18 protein-coding genes are annotated in these 21,619 nt (G+C 45.7%); 9 read left to right on the top strand and 9 right to left on the bottom strand.

Annotated features, from left to right (window positions below; translation table 11 throughout):
* The first annotated feature begins 18 nt into the window (after window positions 1-18).
* The 3 genes from U0021_RS01405 (at window position 19) to U0021_RS01395 (ending at window position 2,354) form a co-directional block, all read left to right on the top strand.
* The gene (locus tag U0021_RS01405; RefSeq protein WP_114800502.1) at window positions 19-741 is read left to right on the top strand and encodes a nitroreductase family protein; all 723 of its coding nucleotides are present in this window, start codon (window positions 19-21) and stop codon (window positions 739-741) included.
* 198 nt (window positions 742-939) lie between these two features.
* Window positions 940-2,070, top strand: a complete 1,131-nt coding sequence (locus U0021_RS01400; RefSeq protein ID WP_114800501.1) for a YbfB/YjiJ family MFS transporter — start codon at window positions 940-942, stop codon at window positions 2,068-2,070.
* 74 nt (window positions 2,071-2,144) lie between these two features.
* A complete protein-coding gene (locus tag U0021_RS01395) occupies window positions 2,145-2,354 on the top strand; it encodes a tautomerase family protein (RefSeq protein WP_064610821.1) in 210 nt (69 codons plus the stop codon).
* Window positions 2,355-2,400: 46 nt separating this feature from the next.
* On the opposite strand, the gene U0021_RS01390 is transcribed toward U0021_RS01395, so the two are convergent.
* From U0021_RS01390 to aspS, 3 genes are read right to left on the bottom strand one after another with little or no spacing between them, the layout of a single operon-like run.
* Window positions 2,401-3,147 carry a glycosyltransferase gene (locus tag U0021_RS01390; RefSeq protein WP_114800500.1) on the bottom strand — a complete coding sequence of 249 codons (747 nt, stop codon included), beginning with the start codon at window positions 3,145-3,147 and terminating at the stop codon, window positions 2,401-2,403.
* Window positions 3,140-4,063, bottom strand: a complete 924-nt coding sequence (locus U0021_RS01385) for a lysophospholipid acyltransferase family protein (protein ID WP_114800499.1) — start codon at window positions 4,061-4,063, stop codon at window positions 3,140-3,142. The genes U0021_RS01390 and U0021_RS01385 overlap by 8 nt, the downstream gene beginning before the upstream one ends.
* A 3-nt stretch (window positions 4,064-4,066) precedes the next feature.
* Complete coding sequence (gene aspS / locus U0021_RS01380) at window positions 4,067-5,863, bottom strand: aspartate--tRNA ligase (RefSeq protein WP_049235773.1); 1,797 nt, start codon at window positions 5,861-5,863, stop codon at window positions 4,067-4,069.
* 495 nt (window positions 5,864-6,358) lie between these two features.
* Here aspS and U0021_RS01375 point away from each other — a divergent pair, with 495 nt between their 5' ends.
* The 4 genes from U0021_RS01375 (at window position 6,359) to U0021_RS01360 (ending at window position 11,443) form a co-directional block, all read left to right on the top strand.
* Window positions 6,359-8,221, top strand: coding sequence for a potassium/proton antiporter (locus U0021_RS01375; protein ID WP_114800498.1), 1,863 nt, complete (start codon window positions 6,359-6,361; stop codon window positions 8,219-8,221).
* Between the two features lie 136 nt (window positions 8,222-8,357).
* Window positions 8,358-9,335, top strand: coding sequence for a protease SohB (sohB, locus tag U0021_RS01370; RefSeq protein ID WP_114800497.1), 978 nt, complete (start codon window positions 8,358-8,360; stop codon window positions 9,333-9,335).
* A gap of 280 nt (window positions 9,336-9,615) precedes the next feature.
* Window positions 9,616-10,317: an SDR family oxidoreductase gene (locus U0021_RS01365; RefSeq protein WP_233424918.1), complete on the top strand. Its 702-nt coding sequence runs from the start codon at window positions 9,616-9,618 to the stop codon at window positions 10,315-10,317.
* 79 nt (window positions 10,318-10,396) lie between these two features.
* A complete protein-coding gene (locus tag U0021_RS01360; RefSeq protein WP_114800496.1) occupies window positions 10,397-11,443 on the top strand; it encodes a mechanosensitive ion channel family protein in 1,047 nt (348 codons plus the stop codon).
* A gap of 38 nt (window positions 11,444-11,481) precedes the next feature.
* Here U0021_RS01360 and U0021_RS01355 read toward each other — a convergent pair whose 3' ends face one another.
* From U0021_RS01355 to U0021_RS01330, 6 genes are all read right to left on the bottom strand, one after another.
* Window positions 11,482-12,075 carry a DNA-3-methyladenine glycosylase I gene (locus U0021_RS01355; protein ID WP_078255709.1) on the bottom strand — a complete coding sequence of 198 codons (594 nt, stop codon included), beginning with the start codon at window positions 12,073-12,075 and terminating at the stop codon, window positions 11,482-11,484.
* Window positions 12,059-12,865, bottom strand: a complete 807-nt coding sequence (cysE, locus tag U0021_RS01350; RefSeq protein ID WP_114800495.1) for a serine O-acetyltransferase — start codon at window positions 12,863-12,865, stop codon at window positions 12,059-12,061. The genes U0021_RS01355 and cysE overlap by 17 nt, the downstream gene beginning before the upstream one ends.
* 100 nt (window positions 12,866-12,965) lie before the next feature.
* Window positions 12,966-13,850 carry an RNA methyltransferase gene (locus tag U0021_RS01345; RefSeq protein ID WP_114800494.1) on the bottom strand — a complete coding sequence of 295 codons (885 nt, stop codon included), beginning with the start codon at window positions 13,848-13,850 and terminating at the stop codon, window positions 12,966-12,968.
* A complete protein-coding gene (gene dnaE / locus U0021_RS01340) occupies window positions 13,850-17,575 on the bottom strand; it encodes a DNA polymerase III subunit alpha (protein ID WP_114800493.1) in 3,726 nt (1,241 codons plus the stop codon). The genes U0021_RS01345 and dnaE overlap by 1 nt, the downstream gene beginning before the upstream one ends.
* 31 nt (window positions 17,576-17,606) lie before the next feature.
* Window positions 17,607-17,735 (bottom strand): hypothetical protein, encoded by a 129-nt coding sequence (locus U0021_RS01335; RefSeq protein WP_264755536.1) that lies wholly within the window; start codon window positions 17,733-17,735, stop codon window positions 17,607-17,609.
* A gap of 4 nt (window positions 17,736-17,739) precedes the next feature.
* Window positions 17,740-18,885, bottom strand: a complete 1,146-nt coding sequence (locus U0021_RS01330; RefSeq protein WP_205276538.1) for a cupin domain-containing protein — start codon at window positions 18,883-18,885, stop codon at window positions 17,740-17,742.
* 259 nt (window positions 18,886-19,144) lie between these two features.
* On the opposite strand from U0021_RS01330, the gene prmB reads away from it, so the two are divergent.
* Window positions 19,145-20,257 carry a 50S ribosomal protein L3 N(5)-glutamine methyltransferase gene (gene prmB / locus U0021_RS01325; RefSeq protein WP_078255763.1) on the top strand — a complete coding sequence of 371 codons (1,113 nt, stop codon included), beginning with the start codon at window positions 19,145-19,147 and terminating at the stop codon, window positions 20,255-20,257.
* 142 nt (window positions 20,258-20,399) lie between these two features.
* On the top strand, window positions 20,400-21,587 hold the full coding sequence (gene rlmN / locus U0021_RS01320) for a 23S rRNA (adenine(2503)-C(2))-methyltransferase RlmN (RefSeq protein ID WP_114800492.1): 1,188 nt from the start codon (window positions 20,400-20,402) through the stop codon (window positions 21,585-21,587).
* The last annotated feature ends 32 nt before the right edge of the window (window positions 21,588-21,619 follow it).

The raw sequence follows: 21,619 nt of genomic DNA, 5'->3' as shown, positions 1-21,619 counted from the left end.
CAACTCAATGGGTGGTATATGGATTTTAAAGCCGTTGTTGATCATCGCCGTGCGGTGCGAGATTATGATTCAAGTCGGGTGCTAGACCCAGCATTGGTGGTCGATTGCCTAAAGCTTGCGCAGCTGTCGCCCAGTAGCTCAAATATGCAGCTGTACGAATTTTATCACATTACTGATGCCGATATGCTCAAAAAGCTTGCCAAAGCTTGCCTGTCACAGCAAGCGGCTACCAGTGCCGCCCAAATGGTCGTTTTTGTGACGCGCCAAGATAAATATGCCCAAAGAGCCAAATCGGTACTGTCTTTTGAGCGAAATAATATCAAGACCTATAGTCCGCCTGAGCGTCAAGCATCGCGCATTAAGCGCATGGAGAAATATTATGGCGTGCTGATGCCAACGATTTATCGAAAGACATTTGGCGTGCCAAGTTTGCGCAGCGCAGCATTTTCAGCCATCCAAAAATTCAAGCCTGTATATGACCGTGTCTCTGCTACCGATGTGCGGATCATGGTGCATAAAAGCTGTGCCTTGGCTGCCCAAACTTTCATGCTTGCCATGAGTGCAGCAGGGGCTGATACTTGTCCGATGGAAGGCTTTGACAGTAAAATGGTTAATAATTTACTCAATTTACCCGAAGATGCCGAAGTCAATATGATCATCTCATGTGGCTACCGCACCGAAAAAGGGGTTTGGGGTGAGCGTTTTCGTGTGCCTTTTGAGGAAGTTTATCGGCAGATTTAACCAAATAAAAAACCTTTTGCTTTGCAGAAGGTTTTTTATTTTAAATATCTTTAATTACGCGACTTTTTTATAAATCATCAATTAAACTTAGCGACAAGTCAATATCATCTAATTATAAATTTAAAAAATGATGAAAATGATTTGTATGTTTATTATTGATGAAATACAATGAGTTTACATTTCATATAAATTATTGTTATGATCTCTCGTCAAGCACTCAAAAATGGCATTGAAGCAGCATTCGTGCTTGCTGTCGTGATGGGTTTTGGGCGTTTTGCTTATACCGCTTTATATCCGTATATGGTGAGTGAGCGAATTTTAAGCATTGAGCAGGGCAGCTTGGCAGCTTCGGCAAATTATGTGGGTTATTTGATCGGGGCTTTGATGGCGGTGCGGATTAAGCCGTCCAAAGCGCACCAAATGGCATTTGTTGCGTTGCTTGGCACAGCGATTGGCTTGGCGGCTTTATATTTTGTGCAGTCAAGCTTTGGTATTATTTTTGTGCGTCTGTTGGCTGGTGTGCTCAGCGCGCTGGGGATCGTATCAACTTCGATGTGGCTTTTGGGGCAGCGTCATCTGCCGCAAGCTGCGCCCATGATGTATGCTGGTGTGGGCTTGGGCATTGCGCTATCGGCGGAAAGCGTGGTTTGGGCGGTCGGTCAAGGATGGTGCTCACCGATGATGTGGCTGATGCTGGGTGCAGTGGCAGTTTTGGTGATGATGAGCGTCTTACATGGGCTATTTTTTGACAGGCGCTTTGGGCAGGCAGATCAAGCCGCAGCCCAGCAGCCAGATACGCCCATCAGCGCCAATGCCTTGATTGGGGTGTATGGATTGGCAGGATTTGGTTATATCGTCACAGCCACTTATCTGCCACTGCTGGTTCAAATGGCGCTGCCTAAGGCTAATATTGGTCATATTTGGGCGGCATTTGGCTTGAGTGTGATCCCGTCTTGTTTTATTTGGTATCTATTGCGTCAGCGTTTAGGTAGTCGCGCAAGTCTGACTTTGAATATGGCGATGCAAGCGCTGGGCGTGACCCTGCCTTTAATTTTGCCTAATACTTGGGGATATGTGCTAAGCGCTGTGCTTGTTGGAGGTGGGTTTATGGGTACGGTCACTTTGGTGATGCCGATCGCACAGCAGCTGGCTAAGGACAGCGGTAAAAATCTCATCGCCATTGTGACGGTCTCATACAGCGCAGGACAGATCATTGGTCCGCTAATTTCAGCAAAACTTTATCAGTGGACACATGATTTTCAAGCTTCGCTAGTCTTAGCAGCCTGTGCGCTGAGCTTGGGTGCGCTCATTGCTTGGAAAAACGGTTAGCTGTAGGATTTCAAATGCATTAAATTCTTAATCAAAAACTTTATTCTTGAACAACATCAACACAGGAGGGCGATATGCCGTATGTCAATGTCAAAGTCACAGGGGGCAGCGAAGCACCCACTACTGAGCAAAAGCAGCAGATCATCGAAGGCGTGACCGAACTGCTTGCGCGCGTTTTGAATAAAAATCCTGCCACTACTGTCGTCGTCATCGATGAAGTTGATATGGATAATTATGGATTGGGCGGCAAGACCATTACCGAAGTGCGTAAGCTTGCCAAATAAGGTTGGATGATTGAGGCGTCAATGCGCCAGCCACCGTATTGATGCCTCATTGCCACGCTTCTTTGATCCAGTCGCTAGGCAGCACATGCCGATACCATTTGCCGCCACCACCCGTGATGGCATCAGGTGGGTTAATCTCCCCATGGAAGATCACAATTTTGGCATTGGCAGGTTTTTTTGGTGGTACAAAATATGCCAAAGGAATTTTTTGTAGGCAGTGGTATTTAAAGCTGACGCACCAAGATGGATCCCAATATTCCAAATGATGATGCTCTCTCAGATAATTTGACAAAAATGCCTGTTCGTGGCGAACTTCTTTGCGGATTTTTTCAAAATTTTGCTCGAAGTATTCAAGCAAATGTGGATATGTGTTATACCCCACTTTGAAACGATACACCGAACTGTTACCTACCATGCGCCAAGGCTTTTTCCAGTCACGGATGATCATGACACTGTCGTCATGTTCGGCTTTATGAGTAAAAAAAGCATCAATATTATCAATGATAACGATATCAATATCCAAAAACAGTGCCGTACCTTTTAGCCCATATAAATCAGGCTTAAAGGTGGTAAGTTTTTTCCAGCCGCGCTCTGGGGTATTGCTCGGTAAGTTCAGCTCTGGAATGGGGTGGCAGACGACTTCTTCTCGAATGCCAGTCGCATCGTCAGTCAGGCAAACCATGGTAAATGGCAAAGTCATATTGCGCTTGACCATATTATACAAGCGATTAACATATTCAGCACCGTATTTGGTACCCCATTTCATACAGATGATATAATTTGTGTCACTCATAACTATCCTTAGGTGCAGCTTGAAGCTCGATGGCGATATTTTTTAGCTCATCTTTATTAAGTAAATAAGGATTATTTGCCAGTGGTGTGTGTTTGAACCGACGATAGCCCCACATATAATGCAAAAAATGCGGATAAATCATTTGCTCCATCGCTCGGTTGAGGGCTGCGGTTGCAATTTTGGTGTCCTTTGAATACAGGCGCTCATCGTTTAGCTCATAACAAAACACTTCAAAACCATCGCCATGCTCACGTTTTATACAGCTTAAACCAACCAAAGCACAGCCAGTTTTTGCGGCAAGCTTTGGGGCTAGCGTACTGGTGATGGTCTCAATCCCAAAAAAGGGGACGATCTCACCACCTGACACATCAGGCACATGATCGGGCAATATGATACTAAAGCCACCTTCTTTGAGTGTTTTAAAAATTGCCTTAACACCGCTGGCATCCGTAGGCACCAGACTGGCATTAAGCCGTTCGCGCCCTTGTAAAACAAAGCGATCTACCGCCGCATTTTTCATGGGCTTATACATGATGGTTGGAGAGCCAAACGTATTTAACCAAGCATTCATCATCTCCCAAGTCCCAATATGAGGCACGATTGCAAGCATGCCATTGGGATTGGCAAGGGCTTTGGTTAAAATGTCTTCATGATGGACTTGTTTAATTTGTCTCACAGACCACTTTGGCGGCATTGCCCAAGTTTTAAAGCTATCTACCGTGCTGATGAGCTGGTTTTTGAGAATTTGTTTGGTCAGTTTTTGCCGCTGCTTGTCCGGCATCTGAGGGTGAACCAAGATTAAATTGGCTTGGATACTGCGATAAATGCTAAGCTGACAATGATAGGCAATATAAGACGCACACGCTGCCAATCCACGCAGGACTGACAGCGGTACATATCTTAAAAAGCCAAGCACTGATTATTCTGCTTTTTGTTTTTCGCGAATGCGAATGCCCAAATCGCGCAATTGGCGATTATCCACTTCGGCAGGTGCTTCGGTCAATGGGCAGTCAGCAGTTTTAGTTTTTGGGAAAGCGATGACATCACGGATTGAGCTTGCGCCGACCATCAGCATGATCAGGCGATCCAAACCAAATGCCAAGCCACCATGCGGCGGCGCACCAAAACGCAGTGCATCCATCAAGAATTTAAATTTAAGCTCAGCTTCTTCTTTTGAGATACCTAGCGCATCGAAGACCGCCTCTTGCATCTCGACTGTATTAATACGCAGTGAGCCACCGCCAATTTCCGTCCCATTTAGCACCATATCATAAGCGATGGATAGAGCGGTTTCAGGATTTTGTTTCAGCTCTTCAACCGACCCTTTAGGGCGTGTGAAAGGATGGTGAACAGATGTCCATTTACCATCGTCGGTTTCTTCAAACATTGGGAAATCAACGACCCAAAGTGGCGCCCACTCACAGGTAAATAAGTTTAGATCAGTACCGATCTTGACACGCAGCGCGCCCATAGCGTCATTGACGATTTTGGCTTTATCGGCACCAAAGAAAATGATATCGCCAGTTTGGGCATCGGTACGCTTAATCAGCTCAACCAAGACCTCGTCGGTCATGTTTTTGATGATAGGGGATTGCAGACCAGAATCTTTATCGACGCCGTTATTGATGTTGGTGGCATCATTGACCTTGATATATGCCAATCCACGCGCACCATAGATGCCGACAAATTTGGTGTATTCATCAATTTGCTTACGGCTCATCTCGCCGCCACCAGGAATGCGCAGTGCCACGACGCGACCTTTAGGGTCTTGTGCTGGTCCTGAAAATACTTTAAATTCAACATCTTGCATGATATCAGCGACATCGACAAGTTTCAAAGGAATACGCAAATCTGGCTTATCCGAGGCATAGTCACGCATGGCATCTGCATAGGTCATGCGCGGGAAAGTATCAAACTCAACATCAAGCATGGTTTTGAACAAATCTTTGGTCAAGCCTTCGGCGATGTCCATGATTTCTTCATCTGATAAAAATGATGTTTCAATATCCACTTGGGTAAATTCAGGCTGACGGTCAGCGCGTAAATCTTCATCGCGGAAGCATTTGGCGATTTGGTAGTAGCGATCAAAACCTGCCACCATCAACAGCTGCTTAAATAGCTGTGGTGATTGGGGTAGGGCGAAGAAGTTGCCTTGACGCGTACGCGATGGCACCAAATAGTCACGCGCACCTTCAGGTGTTGCGCGCGTCAATACGGGTGTTTCGACATCCAAAAATCCATGATCGTCCAAATAGCGGCGAATGGTTGAAGTGGCTTTGGCGCGGAATTTCATACGCTCTTGCATCTCAGGGCGGCGCATATCTAAGAAACGATACTTTAAGCGAAGCTCTTCTGAGACGGTGATGTTATCGTCGTTCAGTGGAAATGGCGGCGTGTCCGCTTTGGCAATCAGTTCAATTTCTTTACCGAGCAGCTCAACCTGACCGCTGACCATGTTCGGATTTTCGGTGCCTTCATAGCGGCGGCGCACGCGTCCTGTAATCTTCAGCAAATATTCTGAGCGAGCGGCATCGGCGGTAGCAAAAGCTTCAGGCGTATCAGGATCGATCACCACTTGCAGCAAGCCTTCACGGTCACGCATATCCAAGAAGATCACCCCGCCATGGTCGCGGCGACGATGTACCCAGCCTGCAATGGTAATGGTTTGGTCAATCAGCTCTTCGGTCACCTGACCGCAGTATGTGCTACGCATCATAATTTTGCCCTAAAAACAGTGCTACCGCATTCATACGGTTGCGAAAAATGTTAAATTAATAAGAGTTTAAAACGCTACATTATGCCTTTTAATTGGCTTTCGTGCAAGTATTGCCGCAAGAAAATTTATTGTTTTTGGAAGCGGTTTTGACTGATTTTAGTGATGATTGGCTTTACTGTGTTAGGTTGATTGATGAAGTGAGCGATAAAAAAAGCAAGCATGTTTTTATCTGCTCATACAGTCCACTTATATAGAATAAAAATACAGTAAAAATTTATTACTTATCAAATTTTCAAATCTTAACCATTTATATTTTGCATAAAAAATGGCAATTTTTTCAAGATTTTTTATGGCATCTGACGGGTAGCTATGATAGGATTTGAGTAATTTGATGGCGCAAGTTTGAATGGATTTAAAATTTAAGCCAATCACTGATATTGAAACTTGTTGTATTTGCGGTAAATGAGTCGCCTTAGTTAGGATTGTAAATTATCGATGGTCACCTTAAATATTTTATATGTCGTTGCTTCATTATTGATATTTGCCAGTATCATGACGAGCACGCTGTCAGCGCGTTTGGGCGTGCCTTTGCTGTTGTTTTTTTTGGGCGTGGGCATGTTGGCGGGCGAAGAAGGTATTTTGGGGATTGAATTTGCTGAATATAATTTGGCAAACTTCATCGGTCAGGCGGCGCTTGCGTGTATCTTGTTAGATGGCGGTCTGCGTACTTCGATGCGCTCGTTTCGCGTGGGGCTTAAGCCTGCGGTCACTTTGGCAAGCTGGGGCGTATTAGCGACGGTGTTGGTGACAGGCATTTTTGCGACTTGGCTTTTGGATGTGGATTGGCGGCTGGGCGTATTGATGGCTGCCATTGTGGGTTCGACCGATGCAGCGGCAGTATTTAGTCTGTTGCGAAACGGCGGCGTCAAGCTCAACGACCGTGTCCAAGCCACGCTTGAGATTGAATCAGGCGCGAACGATCCATTGGCGATTTTATTAGTCACGGCGATGATCGCCTTAAATCTTGATCCGACCAGTCAGGGCATTGGCGATATCATCTTTATGCTCATCAGTCAAATTGGCATTGGTTTGGTGCTTGGGCTGTTGGCAGGTTGGGCATTATCCAAGATGCTGCCAAAAGTCCACTTGGCAGATGGCATGTACGCCATTTTGATTTTATCTGCTGGTTTGATCGTCTTTGGTATGACAAACCTTTTGGGCGGTTCTGGATTTTTGGCGGTGTATTTGGCAGGCGTGGTGATCGGTAATACCAAAGTGCGCGCCACAGAGCATGTGCTGCGCGTGATGGACAGTTTTGCTTGGCTGTCGCAAGCGGTGCTATTTGTGGTGCTTGGTTTGTTGGTGCAGCCCTCAAGCATCTTAGAAGTAATTCATTATTCACTGCTGATCTTTATCTTTTTATTATTTGTGGCGCGTCCGATCGCAGTATTTAGCTCATTATTACCGTTTCGTTTTGGCATGCGTGAGATCAGTTTTATTTCTTGGGTGGGCTTGCGCGGAGCGGTGCCGATTACGCTTGCAATCATCCCAGTGACGATGGCGGTACCTGGCGCTGACTTGGCTTTTAATATTACTTTTGGCGTGGTGATTTTATCCTTATTGGTGCAAGGAGCGACCATTCCGCTGATGTCTCGTTTATTTCGTGTTTGGGTGCCAACGAATAACGAGCCAAAAGCTGAGCACGAAATTTGGGTGGGAGATCAGGCAAATATTACATTATACGAATTTGAAGTCAAGCAGGGCGCGTTTGCCATCGGTCGCCATCCTCAAGCGATTTCTACCAAATTTGATGCGCAAGCCTTGTCTTTATTTGCGTTGGTGCGCCATGATAAGCTTGTCAATGTCAATGAAGATACGATCTTAAAGATGGGCGATGTGGTTTGGTATGCCATGCGCGGTGATGATGCGCCGAGCATTGCCAAGATTTTTAATAACTCTGCCACCCAATATCAAAAAAACAGCGAATTTTATGGCGATTGGCTGCTGTCTCCCCATGCGCGCATTGCTGATTTGCCGTTTTATAATTTGGCGACGCGCTCACTTGCCGCCAATTCATCAAGCCGCTTACCAAGACCTGTCGCCAGTGCCTTTGATGTATTTACCGTACCGCCACCGGTTGGGGCATTGGCTGGGGTTGATGAAGATTTGGTGAATAAATTAACCGAAGCCAAAAATCAAACCGTCGAAGAATTTATGATGCAATATTTTAAGACCGAGCCTGTCAAGGGCGATGAAGTGTATCTCAATGAAACTTGGTCGCTCATCGTGCGTGATGTGGACGGACGCGGTCGCTTGCGCGGTGTGGGTCTAAAAAATAAAATCAAAAAAGACACTTAATTGAGCGATGATCAATCCTGGCTTAGCTGGTTTGTGCGATTTTTGTAATTAAGTGGTGTTGGGTGTTTAAATTGGGTATTTTTTCCCCATTTATCATCAAATACGCTTTGATTGATTGAGATATTTAAGGAAAATTATGTTACATATTTCAAAAAAACCCATTGAACTACGCATCACCCATCTGAATAAAGTTCAAAAAGATACTAAAAAAAGAATCGAAACCATTCAGTCTGATCATGATGATGCCTCGCATAAGCTCAAAGATAAGCTGTGCGAATTATTTAAAGATGTTAAAAAATTAGATAAAAAACGCGAGCAGTCCACCGATGAGCGTACAAAGCAAAAATCGATTTATGTCCTTGATTTTGACGGTGATATTAAGGCAAGCGCTGTCGCTCACTTGCGTGAAGAGATCAGTGCCATCATCAGCGTCGCTAATCAGGGTGATGAAGTGGTGGTGCGTCTTGAAAGCGGCGGTGGTCAAGTGCATGCTTATGGCTTGGCTGCCGCACAGCTTGTACGCATCAAAGAAGCAGGATTAAAACTCACCATCTGTGTCGATAAGATCGCTGCCAGTGGTGGCTATATGATGGCTTGTACCGCCGATAAACTCATTGCCAGTGATTTTTCGGTGATTGGCTCTATCGGTGTGATCAGTCAGCTGCCTAATTTTCATGAATTTTTGAAAAAACACGATGTGCAATTTGAGCAGTTCACAGCAGGTGAATATAAGCGTACTGTGACGATTTTTGGGGAAAACGACGACGAAGATCGCGCTAAGCACCAAGCCGACATTGAGCGCATTCATGAGTTATTTAAAGGTTTTATTAATAAACATCGTCCTCGGTTGGATCTTGAGCGCGTCGCGACAGGCGAAGTGTGGTTCGGTGAAGACGCTCTAGAGCTTGGGCTGATTGATGAGATTGGCACTTCAGATGCCTATTTGCTTGATAAGCTAAAAACACACGAAGCGTATTTATTACATTCGCGCAGCAAGCCGACTTTGGCAGAGAAAATTGGCTTAGCTGAGCAGCTTGGCAGTAGCGTCGCACATCTGATTGGGCAAACTGGCGATCTGTTGGGTCAGGCTTTGGCTAAATTTGGCAGACCTTGAGTGATGACTGAAGAGTCTTCAGAAAATTTAAGCTAAACATAATTAATGCTGTGATTTTTAGCTCGGTTGCGTTAAAATAGGCGATTTAGTCATTTTGATGACGCAGATGAGCTTGGTTGTAATTTCCATGAAAAAACTTGAAGAATTATTTAGTAAAGCCGATAAATTTGGTCGTGTTGTTGCCAACCGTTTTAATAAAATTAAAGACTTAAATGACATTCGCGGTATCGGCGCAGGTAAGACAGTGCTGATCACAGGGGCAAGCTCGGGACTGGGTGCGATGATGGCGCGTAAGTTTGCGTTTTTGGGCTATGATTTGGCGATTTGCGCGCGCCGCCTAGAGAGACTTGAGGCGATCAAAGCTGAGCTTGAGGGCGATTATGGCATCACAGTGCATACTAAGCGCTTGGATGTCACTGATTACGAACAGATTTTTGAGGTTTTTGGCGAATTTGCCGAACAAATCGGTCAAATTGATAAAATCATCGTCAATGCGGGCGTGGGTGATAGTCGTGTGATCGGTCATGGCCGATTTAACATTAACCGCGCCACCGCCGAAACAAACTTTATCGCTGCTATGGCTCAATGTGAGGCAGCGATGCAGATTTTTCGTAGCCAAAACAGCGGGCAATTGGTTGTCATCTCTAGCATGTCAGCGGTGCGAGGTTTGCCGCGTCATTTGACGACTTATGCCGCTGCCAAAGCTGGTCTTGCCAGACTGGCTGAAGGCATTCGCGCTGATATGATCAAAGAAAAATTACCGATTACAGTTTCCACCATTTATCCAGGTTATGTGCGCACGGATTTAAATATCGGTGCCAAATATTTGCCTTTTGAGGTGGAAGAAGATGAGGGCGCTGATGTGATCGTCAAGGCCATCGAAGCAAAGGTTTCGGAAGCTTATGTTCCACTTTGGCCATGGCTTCCGATTGGACTGGGGATGAAGTATTTGCCGCTTAAGGTAATTACTAAGTTTATCTAATAGAGTATATCATTTTATCAAATAAAGGCTTGTATTTACAAGCCTTTTGGGTTATGAAGAACACAGTGATGGGGAAGTCATGAGTCAAAGTAGCACTGAGAATGCTGAACTAGCAAATGCCACCCTTGCGGTCGCGGATGCTGCCGAAACCGCCAAAGAAGTCGCAGCTGATGCAGCAAAAATAACCAAAGATACGCTTGAGCATGGTGCTAATGACACCTTGCAGTTTTTGGGCATACCAATAGATATTAACACACTTACTCATCTGCTGATTGACTTATCAGGTCGATTGGTGTTGGCGCTGCTCATTTTCTTTGTGGGCAAGTGGATTGGTAAGCGCATGGTGCGCATTGCCAAGCATGTCATGGCAAAAAGCCGACTGGATAATACTGCCGCCAACTTTTTGGGCAATTTATTATATGGTCTCATGCTTGTTGCGGTGGTTTTGGCATCTTTAAATAAGCTTGGTGTAAACACCAACTCATTCGTTGCTATGCTCGGTGCAGCAGGCGTTGCTATTGGTGTATCGCTAAAAGATCAGTTATCAAACTTAGCAGCAGGTGTTTTGATTGTCATTTTTAGACCGTTTGGTCGTGGCGATGTCGTCGAAGTCGGTGGTAAACTTGGAACGGTGCTTGATATCAGCTTGGTAAATACACGCATCCGTACCGCCAATAATCACGAAATCATCATACCTAATGGCGATATCATGACCACTGCCAGTATCAACTATTCATCCCTGCCAACACGCCGCGTGGATGTCGAAGTGGGTATTGGTTATAGTTCAGACATTCGCGCTGCAAGGGAGGTGATGGTCGCACTTGCCAAGGCTCACCCCAATGTTTTGGATGATCCAGAGCCAAGCGTCATCGTAACGGCTTTGGCGGACAGCTCTGTGAATTTGATGCTCAGAGCATGGACGAATAACGATGATTGGTTCATGACACATGCTGAGCTGCTTGAACAGGTCAAATATGCATTTGATGAAGCGGGCATTGACATTCCCTTTCCAAATCGTACAGTGCAAATTGATGGCTTTGAGATGGATAAACTTAATGCGCTGTTTGAGTCCAAAGCTGAGCATGCACGCTTAATCAAAACTTCTAAACAAGATCCAATCAATTAATCCAAATCCTAAAGCCTCTGCGATCTCACGGAGGCTTTTTAGCGAAACTCACAATCGATCACATGATCATTCACCATACCCACTGCTTGCATAAAGGCATAGCAAGTGGTTGGACCGATAAACTTAAATCCTTGATTTTTTAGAGCTTTTGCTAATCTTACCGAGGCGTCGGTTTGGGTGGGTATGTCGGTGAGTGTTTTGGGATGATTGATGACAGGCTTGCCATCTGGCGTCGCGATCCCCCAAAGATAGTCACTAAAACTTTGATGCTCAGTGATGGCAAGATAGGCTTTGGCGTTATTGATGATGGCGCTGATTTTACCAAGATGGCGGATGATGCCTGTATTTTGCATCAATGCTTCGATCTTGGCTTGGTCGTATTTGGCGATTTTATTTGCGTCAAACTGATCAAACGCATCATAATAATGATCGCGTTTTTTTAAGATCGTAATCCAGCTTAAGCCTGATTGCATCGACTCTAAGCAAAGCTGAGCAAATAACATCTGATCATCATATATAGGCTTACCCCACTCATGATCATGATAATCTATGTAGATCGGATCGGACAGGCACCAAGCGCAGCGATGGGGTGCCTTGGTCATCAAATCGCTCATATCAAATGTGATAGTCAGGCTTTAAATCTTCGCCATCAAAGACATCCAAATCATCCTTGCACAGTGATTTTATGCCTTTGGGAGTGAAGTTTGGATCCAATTTCTTGACCGCGGCGGTAAGCTCACAGATTTGCTTATCGCGCTCTTGGATGTGCGCCAATAAAGCAGCAATGCTCGATGCGACAGGGTCTTTGGAATCAGGTTTTAGACCATAGGCGTTAAAGAGTGCTTCGGACTGGGCTTGATGTTCGGTGGGCTTTTGTTCTTGTTTGTTTTTGACGACCATGCGAGCGGCGCTACCGACCATCGTGGCACCAGCCGGCACTGGCTTGACAACAACAGCGTTTGAGCCGATCTTAGCGTCATCACCGACACTAAAGCCGCCCAAAATCTTAGCGCCTGCACCAACAACGACATTATTGCCAAGCGTTGGATGGCGTTTGGCGCCTTTTTCCCAAGACACACCGCCCAAAGTCACGCCATGATATAAGGTAACATCATCACCAATTTCAGCAGTCTCACCAATCACTACGCCCATGCCATGATCAATAAAAAAACGCTTACCGATCTTGGCGGCAGGGTGGATCTCAATGCCTGTCGTGCAGCGACTAAAATGAGAGAGTGCTCTTGCCATAAACTTATGGTCAGAATTCCATAAGCGATGTGCCCCTCGGTGCATGATGCGCGCATGAATACCTGGATAGGTTAAGAGCACTTCCATCTGACTGCGCGCCGCAGGGTCACGCTCAAGCACTGCTTTGACATCCTCATGGATGGCATTTTTTAATTTAAATAGTTTTTTTAGCATGTGATTTTCCTAAAATTTCTGTCATCATATCGCTCAATGTGAAATTTATCAAGTCAATCTTGGCATATTGATATGATTGACTATGAGCAATCACGCGAAGCTAAGGCAAGCTTTTATCAATCTTAGCGATCAGTGCGCGAATTAACGCGTATTCTTTTTGGTCGAGCTGTAAGCGGCTATTCAAGCGAGATAAGCGGTTTGGTAGATGCTTAAGATCGTCGTCGTGCGCAAGATTTAGTCGCTGCATTAATGCGATGAGCGCGCCTTCAAGGCTGGCTGCCTGCGCTTGAGTGATCGCAGGCTCATCCCAGTCGGTGCGTATGTGTATGGGCAGCGAGTGATTCTCTTGCTGCACGCCTTGCGTCTGCTTGGTGCTGATAAGAGGGGATGATGTCAGCGTACTGGCAAATTGATCAAAAAAGTTAGCGGCGATGACCTGTATGGCACTGGCGACATTGAGCACAGGATAGTCTGGGTTGGCGGGAATCTGTATGTGATAATCAGCCAATGACAGCTCCTCATTGGTCAAGCCTCGATCTTCACGCCCAAATAAAATGGCAATTTTGGGTAGGGCATTAAGAAAATCATCAGATGATTGCGCTGTATCAGCCAAAGATGGTGCTAAATCATTTGTTGGATCAGTCTTTGATAATTGCTTGAGTGCAACTTGTGCTGCCATACTTGGGGTGAGTACAGGTCTAGGCATTTGGCGTGAGCGGGCACTGGCTGCAAAAATGAGCATACAATCACCAATGGCATCTTTAAGGTCTTTTGTGATGCAAGTTTTATCCAGTAATGCGCCTGCGCCTGCGGCATTGGCATAACTGCTGTCATCAATCGGCAGACGCGGATTGACAACCACCAAATCATCCAATCCCATGGTATGAAGCGCACGTGCCGCCGAGCCGATATTGGCAGGCAAGGTGGTGCCAATCATCACGATACGAATGCGTGATAGCCAAGATTTGAGTAAAGCATGAGTCATTAACGGAACACCAAATGATCATCAGTGAGATGATTTTTTAATTGAGCGATGTTTTGATCGCTGGGGTATAGTCGCAATCGGTCATTGGTTTGGACACGTGCAACACTGCATTCATCATATAAATACAGTGATAAAGGTACGCACAAATCGCCTACTTGACCGATATCCATAGCGTCATCATGCTCTGAATTTGGGTAGGAGCCCCGTTTGATAACTTCAGGCGGCGGGCTATTTTCTTTGATCACGCTCAAAATCCCCGCAAGCGCTTGGGTGTCATCACAAGCAAGCTTAAGATGGATTTCCTTAAGTCGGCGAATCCGTGCGGTTTCGATGGATTCAATGTGATGTAGGCGAGTAAAAATCCGACCATCGTCACTTTCACGGACACCGATTTTGGCGATGACGATATTAGCGATGGTCATATTTGCACGCTCACCTTTGGTATATGAAGGTTCGTACTCTTCATCAATGTCGGGCACGCGTTTACCTGCGGTCAAAACATCTTTAAACTTATTAAAAGTTTCGCCATAACAGCTCATCTCAATGCGACCTTTACCATCGTCAAGCTTCACGACAATGCGCTCCCCAAAAAACGCCACATCATAGATCAAGCCTGCAATCCATGCAAAGCCTTTGCCGGTATCTTTTAGATCGAGGACACTCTTGACGGTGGTATATAAGGGTAGCTCGCTGCGATACTCATCCAAAGGATGACCTGTCAAATACAGTCCAAGTGTGGCTTGTTCATAGCGTAAGCGATCTTGGGGCTGCCAGTAGACATCCTCAAGCGGTGGTGCGACAAACAGCGCATCATCAACATCTGCAAATAAATCCATCGTCCCGGTCAGTTGATTTTGGCGGTTTTGGTCAGCTGCCGCCATCGCTTCGGGGAGCTGTCGCCACAAGCCACGGCGAATTTGGTAGCTTTGATCTGACTGATCGGTGATATAATGCGGTTTTAGGTTTTCGGCCAAAATATCAAAACAGCCTGCTTTGATGAGTGCTTCTAATGAGCGCTTGCCCACTTTTTTGATGTCAACGCGATTACAAAAATCGTATAAATCCTTAAAAGGACCGTCCTTGCGCGCAGCGACAATACTATTAACCGCTTCTTCGCCCACGCCCTTGACAGCGCCCAGCCCATAGACAATTGTCTTGGCGTCTCTGACTACAAATTTCCACTGGCTGTGATTGACACTGGGCGGAATAATATTTAGCCCAAAATTATCCCGACAATCCGACAGCAAAAAAACCACCTGGTCGGTATCATCCATTTCGGATGTCAAGACCGCTGCCATAAATTCAGCAGGATAATAATGCTTTAGATAAGCAGTCTGATAAGCAAGCACGCCATAGGCTGCCGAATGCGATTTATTAAACCCATAGCCGGCAAATTTTTCAACCAAATCAAAAATCTGCGCCGCTAAGCTGCCATCGATATTTTGTCCTATCGCTCCATCAACAAAAGTACTGCGCTGCTTGGCCATCTCTTCGGGTTTTTTCTTACCCATGGCGCGTCTTAGCATATCCGCCCCGCCTAGGGTATAACCTGCCAAGACCTGCGCGATCTGCATGACTTGCTCTTGATAGACGATCACCCCGTAGGTCGATTCAAGCGGCGGCTGTAGCAGCTCATGCTGAAACTGAGGGTGGGGGTAAGCCACTTCCTGGATGCCATGCTTTCTGTCGATAAAGTCAGAGACCATACCTGACTCAAGCGGACCAGGTCGATACAAAGCACACATCGCAATGACATCTTCGATATTTGAGGGCTTAAGCTGCGCTAAGTATTTTTTCATGCCGCTACTTTCTAGTTGAAAGACAGCACTGGTTTTGGCTTCTTGGAGCACTGAGGTATAGACATCGGCATCATCAAGCGGTAAGGTTTCTAAATCAATTGGCGCTTGACCTTGGGCTTGGCGAGTTTGATTGATGTTATCGACCGCGGCTTGAAGTACGGTCAAATTTCGAAGTCCTAAGAAGTCAAATTTCACCAAGCCGACCGCCTCGACATCGTCCTTATCATACTGGCTGACAGGATGACCTTCGCCATCACAATAGATGGCCGAAAAGTCACTGATACGATTCGGGGCGATGAGTACGCCGCCTGCGTGCTTACCGACATTACGCGTCAGTCCTTCAAGTTTTTTGGCCATCTCCCAAATCTCAAGTGCCAACTCATGATCTGGCGCATCTGGATTGGTGAGCAGCTCTTTGAGCTGCGGCTCTTGATCAAAGGCATCTTCAAGCTTAATGCCAGGTGTTTTTGGAATCATCTTTGAGATGCGATCACCCAGGCCAAAAGGCTTACCCTGAACACGCGTGACATCACGAACCACAGCACGCGCCGCCATCGTACCAAAAGTGATGATCTGACTGACCGCTTGGCGACCATACGCCTGTGCCACGTAGTCGATCACGCGGTCACGCCCTTCGATACAAAAATCGATATCAAAGTCAGGCATCGAGACGCGCTCAGGATTTAAGAATCGCTCAAATAACAAATCATAGCTCAAAGGGTCAAGATCAGTAATGTTAAGCGCATAAGCAACCAAAGAACCTGCGCCTGAGCCACGACCAGGACCGACAGGCACACCATTGGCTTTCGCCCAGCGGATAAAGTCCATCACGATTAAAAAATAGCCAGGAAAACCCATTTTAAGAATGATGCCAAGCTCATACTCAAGACGCTCATCATAAGGTTTTCGTACTTGATCCCAATCGTCACCTCTTTCTTCAACGGGATAGAGCTTCTCAAGGCGTCTGTTTAAGCCATCGGCGGACACTTTCTTAAAAAAAGTCTCAATGGTATCACCCTCTGGGATGGGAAAATCAGGCAAAACATTGATCCCAAGCGTGATCGTTACATTGCATCGGCTGGCAAGCAGGCGCGTATTTTCAATGGCTTGGGGCAGATCAGCAAACAGCTCGGTCATCTGCGTTTGGCTTTTGAAATATTGAAGCTCGGTATATTCTCTTGGGCGTCTGTCATCCGCCAAGGTATAACCATTGGCGATACAGACGCGAGCTTCATGCGCATCAAAATCTGTGCTGACGGTGTTGTTTTTGTCGTTCGTCTCGGTGGGGCTTGCATGAATAAAGCGCACATCATTATGTGCAACGATAGGAATGCCAAGTTTGACCGCTTGAACGATGGCGCTTTCATTGAACCTGTCATCGCTGGCTTTGACTCGGCGAATGCCAATATAGAGCCGATCGCCAAAGATACCTTGCCAGTTTTGTAACATGGGCAGGGCATTATCAGGATTATTGCCCAGTAAAGGCTGAGCGATCTCTGAGCGATGTGTCAAGATGACGATCAATCCATCAGAGCGTTCCGCTAAAGCCGCTTTGGTGATGATAGGCGTTTCAAATTCTACTGAGCCATGATTGTTCATTGGGCGGTTGGTATAAGCGTCCGAAATCAGGCGCATCAGATTTTGGTAGCCGTCATTATTCATCGCATACAAGATGACGCTGTGGCGCGCATCGGCAGCATCTTTATCAATATGCTCACCAACCACCACTTCAGTCCCAATGATTGGCTTAATGCCAGCGCCGATACATGCTTTATAAAATTTCACCGTCGCAAACATATTATTCCAGTCAGCCAAAGCAAGTGTATCTTGACCGTCGGCGACGGCGGCTTTGACTAGGTCTTTGATGCGGACGATTGAGTCTACGATGGCGTATTCGCTGCGAATACCTAGATGTACAAAGGACATAATCTTCTATTTTGAGTTAAGCTGACTGTGCCTAAGACACAGAAACCACAGGAATGGGATTGACGTTGTCAGCATGATGGTTTTGAAATTGACCAAACACATACACACCGATCAACAAAAAAATCATCAAAAGCATCAGCACGCGAATGACTCTTAACATGGCATCAAACCAAAATCAGCCAATTGTCATTGAGCCACTGGCTAAGCCAGGGCAGATTTTTCAAATTGGCATCTTCAGCAGTGATGGCATCCCCTTGAGTCAGGCGTTCAAGATGTGCTCGTTCATCATCTGTCAAATCAACTTTTTCACCATTGATGTACCACGCATCAGACACACGCACAAAGCGGCAAGCAGGATTTAGCAACAAACATTCACCGTCTTCTAGGCGAGTTTTGAGTGTATCAGCATCCAGCTCATCTTCAAACGCAAGTAGTTCGTACTGACGCTGACTGACCAACTCACCGATGGCATCTGAAAATAGTGCATCGCCTTCTTTAGAGTTTAGCAGGGTGATAAGTTCATTTTTAAGTGCTTGAAGGCTGTCGTGGCTCAGCTCATAGGCATCTTCTTGGGCAGCTTGCGGCAAGCTAAGAACGCGAAACAGCTTGGCGTGATTGGTGGATACATCTGCCAGCTCATCCATGATCTGCACAAGATTGGGTCTGCGAAAACCAAATGAAAATGTCAAGCAGTCATTCATCGCAACCCCATGATGACTAAGTCCTGGCGGTACATAGAGCACATCGCCAGCTTCAAGGACTTCATCAAAAATAATCTCGCCCATATCATCCAAAAGGCGTATCGGCTGATCAGGCACAAACGGCGTATCGGCTGTGCACATCTTACCCAGCTGCCATCGGCGCGCGCCATAACCTTGGGCAAGAAATACATCATATTCATCATAATGCGCACCCACCGAACCGCCTTCAGGGGCGACTGATACCATGATGTCATCTTGTTGCCATTTGGGAATGAAATCAAAATACGACCAAAGCTCGCCAAGCTCAGGCGACCACTGCTCAAGATTTTGTACTAAGATTGTCCAAAGTTTGGGCGCTTGATTGATATCTTCTTCATCAAGTGGCGCAGACTTTAGCGACCATTGGTGGGTATTTTCATCGCTTTGACTGATCAGGCGTGCAGATACGCCGTCTTCAAGCGCCAAACCAAGCACATCTTCAGGCTCAAACATACCCACCAAATCAGGTAAACCCCCCTTAATCAGCAGCGGCTTTTTTTGCCAATATTCTGCCAAAAAAGTCTCATGGCTCATGCCTTGGGGCAGGCAAAATCTTGTCGTATCAGTCATTATGGTCTCAAAATTAATCAAAAAACTTAGCAAAAATTTGGGGTATGGCGCACTTAATTTAAGCCTTTAGTTTAACAATTTTTTGGCTTAAAACCAATCACATTCACCAAATTTTGATGTTTTTATAGGCTTTTATTTCATGGGACTGTGCCATGATTTTGGTAAGAGCTTCTAAAACAGTGGCAAATTTTTGCTAAGTTGATTATAATGAAAAGTATTTGAATATCACTTTATGCAGGGCATGACAAAAGGCAGCTTGATGACAACTGATACCCACTTTGACGCTGACGATTTGGCGGAATATGATTTTGATTACACGATGAATGAAAATGGTCAGCTCACTCAAGCAGAGATCGCCACATTGTATGCCGAGCTTGGTGAAGCTGAGCAGGCATTGGTGACCATTCGTGATTTTATCCGCTTTGTGGTGACCAAGCTTCGGCAGTACGATGTCGTCGTGGCGCAAGGGACAACGGATGAATTTGCTGAAGCGGCGGCGATTGTTTTGCATTCTTTATCGCTTGAGTGGTCGGCTGATGAGCAGATTTTGGAGTGTAAGCTCACGCCCAGCGAAAAGCAAGAAGTCTTGACCTTATTATCCGAGCGTATCATTCAGCGTAAGCCTTTGTCTTATTTGATTAATTTGGCGTATTTTTGTGGGCTGCCTTTTTATGTTGATGAGCGCGTTTTGATTCCACGCTCTCCGATTGCCGAGCTGATCAATCAGCAGTTTTATCCGTATTTTGATGTCGATGATGTGCGAAAAAACTCATTTTTTAGCCACGGTTTGGAAGAATCGCAGTTGGCAGCGCCTGAGCATATTTTGGATTTATGCACAGGATCGGGCTGTATTGCCATTGCGCTTGCTAAGGCTTTCCCTGATGCTAATATTGACGCCACAGATATTGATAAAGATGCCCTTGAAGTGGCATGGACAAATGTTGAGCATCATGAGCTTGCTCATCAAGTCAATTTGCTTGAATCAAATTTATTTGCCAAACTGCCTGCCGAAAATCAATATGAATTGATTGTGACCAACCCGCCTTATGTGGATGCAGCGATCATGGCGGATCTGCCGCCTGAGTTTTTACATGAGCCTGAACATGCGCTCGCGGCAGGTCAAGATGGCTTGGATTTGGTGCATCAGATTTTGTACCATGCGCCTGATTATTTGACCAAAGACGGCTTATTGGTCTGTGAAGTTGGTGATAGTGAGTGGGCGCTACGCCAAGCTTATCCTGAAATTCAATTTGATTGGCTGATCTTTGAAAAAGGCGGCAGCGGTGTGTTTGCCATCACCTGCGAAGAGCTTTTGGAATACCGAGAGGATTTTGCTAAACAAGTTGAGCGTGTGCAAGGTTTGGCTCACTAAAATCATTGATGATCTGTTTTATAAAAAGCAAATGGACTCTCCGTTTGCTTTTTATTATTTGTAGCGCGCCCCTTTGGCATGACTTTAACTTGAAATTTTAGTATAATAATTGGTTTAATTAAATATTTTTATAGAGCACACCGTGAATAAAATTCCTGTCATTGCCACCGCTGAGCAGTCCGACCAAGCAGCTCAAAAAATCAATCTTTTGGGTATGTCAAAAGACGAATTATCGGCGTTTTTTGTGTCTTTGGGTGAAAAGCCGTTTCGTGCAACGCAGGTGATGAAGTGGATTTATCAATTTGGCGTGACAGATTTTTTTGAGATGACAAATATTTCAAAAAAACTTCAGCAAAAGCTGCATGAAGTCGCTTATATCGCGCCGCCGACTGTCAAATATAAAGAGTTCAGTCAAGATGGGACGCGTAAATGGGTCTTTGAGGTGGCGGGTGGTTCGCTGGTTGAGACGGTCTTGATTCCTGCTGAAGATGGTAAGCAATTTGGGCGTAAGACGTTGTGCATCTCATCGCAAGTGGGCTGTGCGCTGGATTGTTCTTTTTGTAGTACGGGCAAGCAGGGCTTTGAGCGGGATTTGACGCCAAGCGAGATCATTGGACAGCTTTGGGTTGCCAATCAGTCTTATATGGAAGATGTGACACCAACCGAGCGAGAAAACCGCGTCACCAATGTCGTCATGATGGGCATGGGTGAGCCTTTATTAAACTATGATCCTGTGGTGGCGTCGATGTCACTCATGCTTGATGATCATGCGTTTGGCTTATCCAAGCGCCGTGTCACGCTCTCGACATCAGGCGTCGTCCCAAAAATGTATGACTTAGCCAAAGACATTGATGTGGCGCTTGCCATCAGCTTGCATGCGCCCAATGATGAGCTGCGTGATGAGCTTGTGCCAATCAATAAAAAATATCCTTTAAAAGAGCTTATCAAGGCTGCCAAAGCCTATGTGTATGATGAAAATCCGCGCCACAAAAAACACGTCACCATCGAATATGTGATGCTGGCAGGGGTGAATGATTCTGATGAACACGCGCATCAGTTGGTTGATTTATTAAAAGATTTACCAAGCAAAATTAATTTAATTCCATTCAATCCATTTCCGCACGCGCCTTATGGTCGCTCAAGCAATAATCGGATACATGCTTTTAGCAATATCTTAAATCAAGCGGGGTTTGTTTGTACGATTCGCCAAACTCGCGGCGATGATATTGATGCTGCTTGCGGGCAACTGGTGGGTCAAGTCGCTGATCGTACACGCCGCGCCAAAAAATGGCAAGAAAGTATCCAAAAACGCCAAAGTCATCATGAATGAATTGATGCCACTATTTACTAATGATGCCAAAC

The sequence above is a fragment of the Moraxella canis genome, from assembly GCF_034424565.1.
Taxonomy (GTDB): Bacteria; Pseudomonadota; Gammaproteobacteria; order Pseudomonadales; family Moraxellaceae; genus Moraxella; species Moraxella canis.
This window is presented reverse-complemented; position numbering and strand designations above follow the sequence as displayed.

Coding starts and splice junctions, on each gene's coding strand:
- U0021_RS01405 (WP_114800502.1), top strand. CDS start 19: ATGGATTTTAAAGCCGTTGTTGATCATCGCCGTGCGGTGCGAGATTAT.
- U0021_RS01335 (WP_264755536.1), bottom strand. CDS start 17,735: ATGTTAAGAGTCATTCGCGTGCTGATGCTTTTGATGATTTTTTTGTTG.
- cysE (WP_114800495.1), bottom strand. CDS start 12,865: ATGCTAAAAAAACTATTTAAATTAAAAAATGCCATCCATGAGGATGTC.
- prmB (WP_078255763.1), top strand. CDS start 19,145: ATGACAACTGATACCCACTTTGACGCTGACGATTTGGCGGAATATGAT.
- U0021_RS01390 (WP_114800500.1), bottom strand. CDS start 3,147: ATGAGTGACACAAATTATATCATCTGTATGAAATGGGGTACCAAATAC.
- dnaE (WP_114800493.1), bottom strand. CDS start 17,575: ATGTCCTTTGTACATCTAGGTATTCGCAGCGAATACGCCATCGTAGAC.
- U0021_RS01365 (WP_233424918.1), top strand. CDS start 9,616: ATGATGGCGCGTAAGTTTGCGTTTTTGGGCTATGATTTGGCGATTTGC.
- U0021_RS01400 (WP_114800501.1), top strand. CDS start 940: ATGATCTCTCGTCAAGCACTCAAAAATGGCATTGAAGCAGCATTCGTG.
- U0021_RS01345 (WP_114800494.1), bottom strand. CDS start 13,850: ATGACTCATGCTTTACTCAAATCTTGGCTATCACGCATTCGTATCGTG.
- aspS (WP_049235773.1), bottom strand. CDS start 5,863: ATGATGCGTAGCACATACTGCGGTCAGGTGACCGAAGAGCTGATTGAC.
- U0021_RS01395 (WP_064610821.1), top strand. CDS start 2,145: ATGCCGTATGTCAATGTCAAAGTCACAGGGGGCAGCGAAGCACCCACT.
- U0021_RS01330 (WP_205276538.1), bottom strand. CDS start 18,885: ATGACTGATACGACAAGATTTTGCCTGCCCCAAGGCATGAGCCATGAG.
- sohB (WP_114800497.1), top strand. CDS start 8,358: ATGTTACATATTTCAAAAAAACCCATTGAACTACGCATCACCCATCTG.
- U0021_RS01360 (WP_114800496.1), top strand. CDS start 10,397: ATGAGTCAAAGTAGCACTGAGAATGCTGAACTAGCAAATGCCACCCTT.
- U0021_RS01375 (WP_114800498.1), top strand. CDS start 6,359: ATGGTCACCTTAAATATTTTATATGTCGTTGCTTCATTATTGATATTT.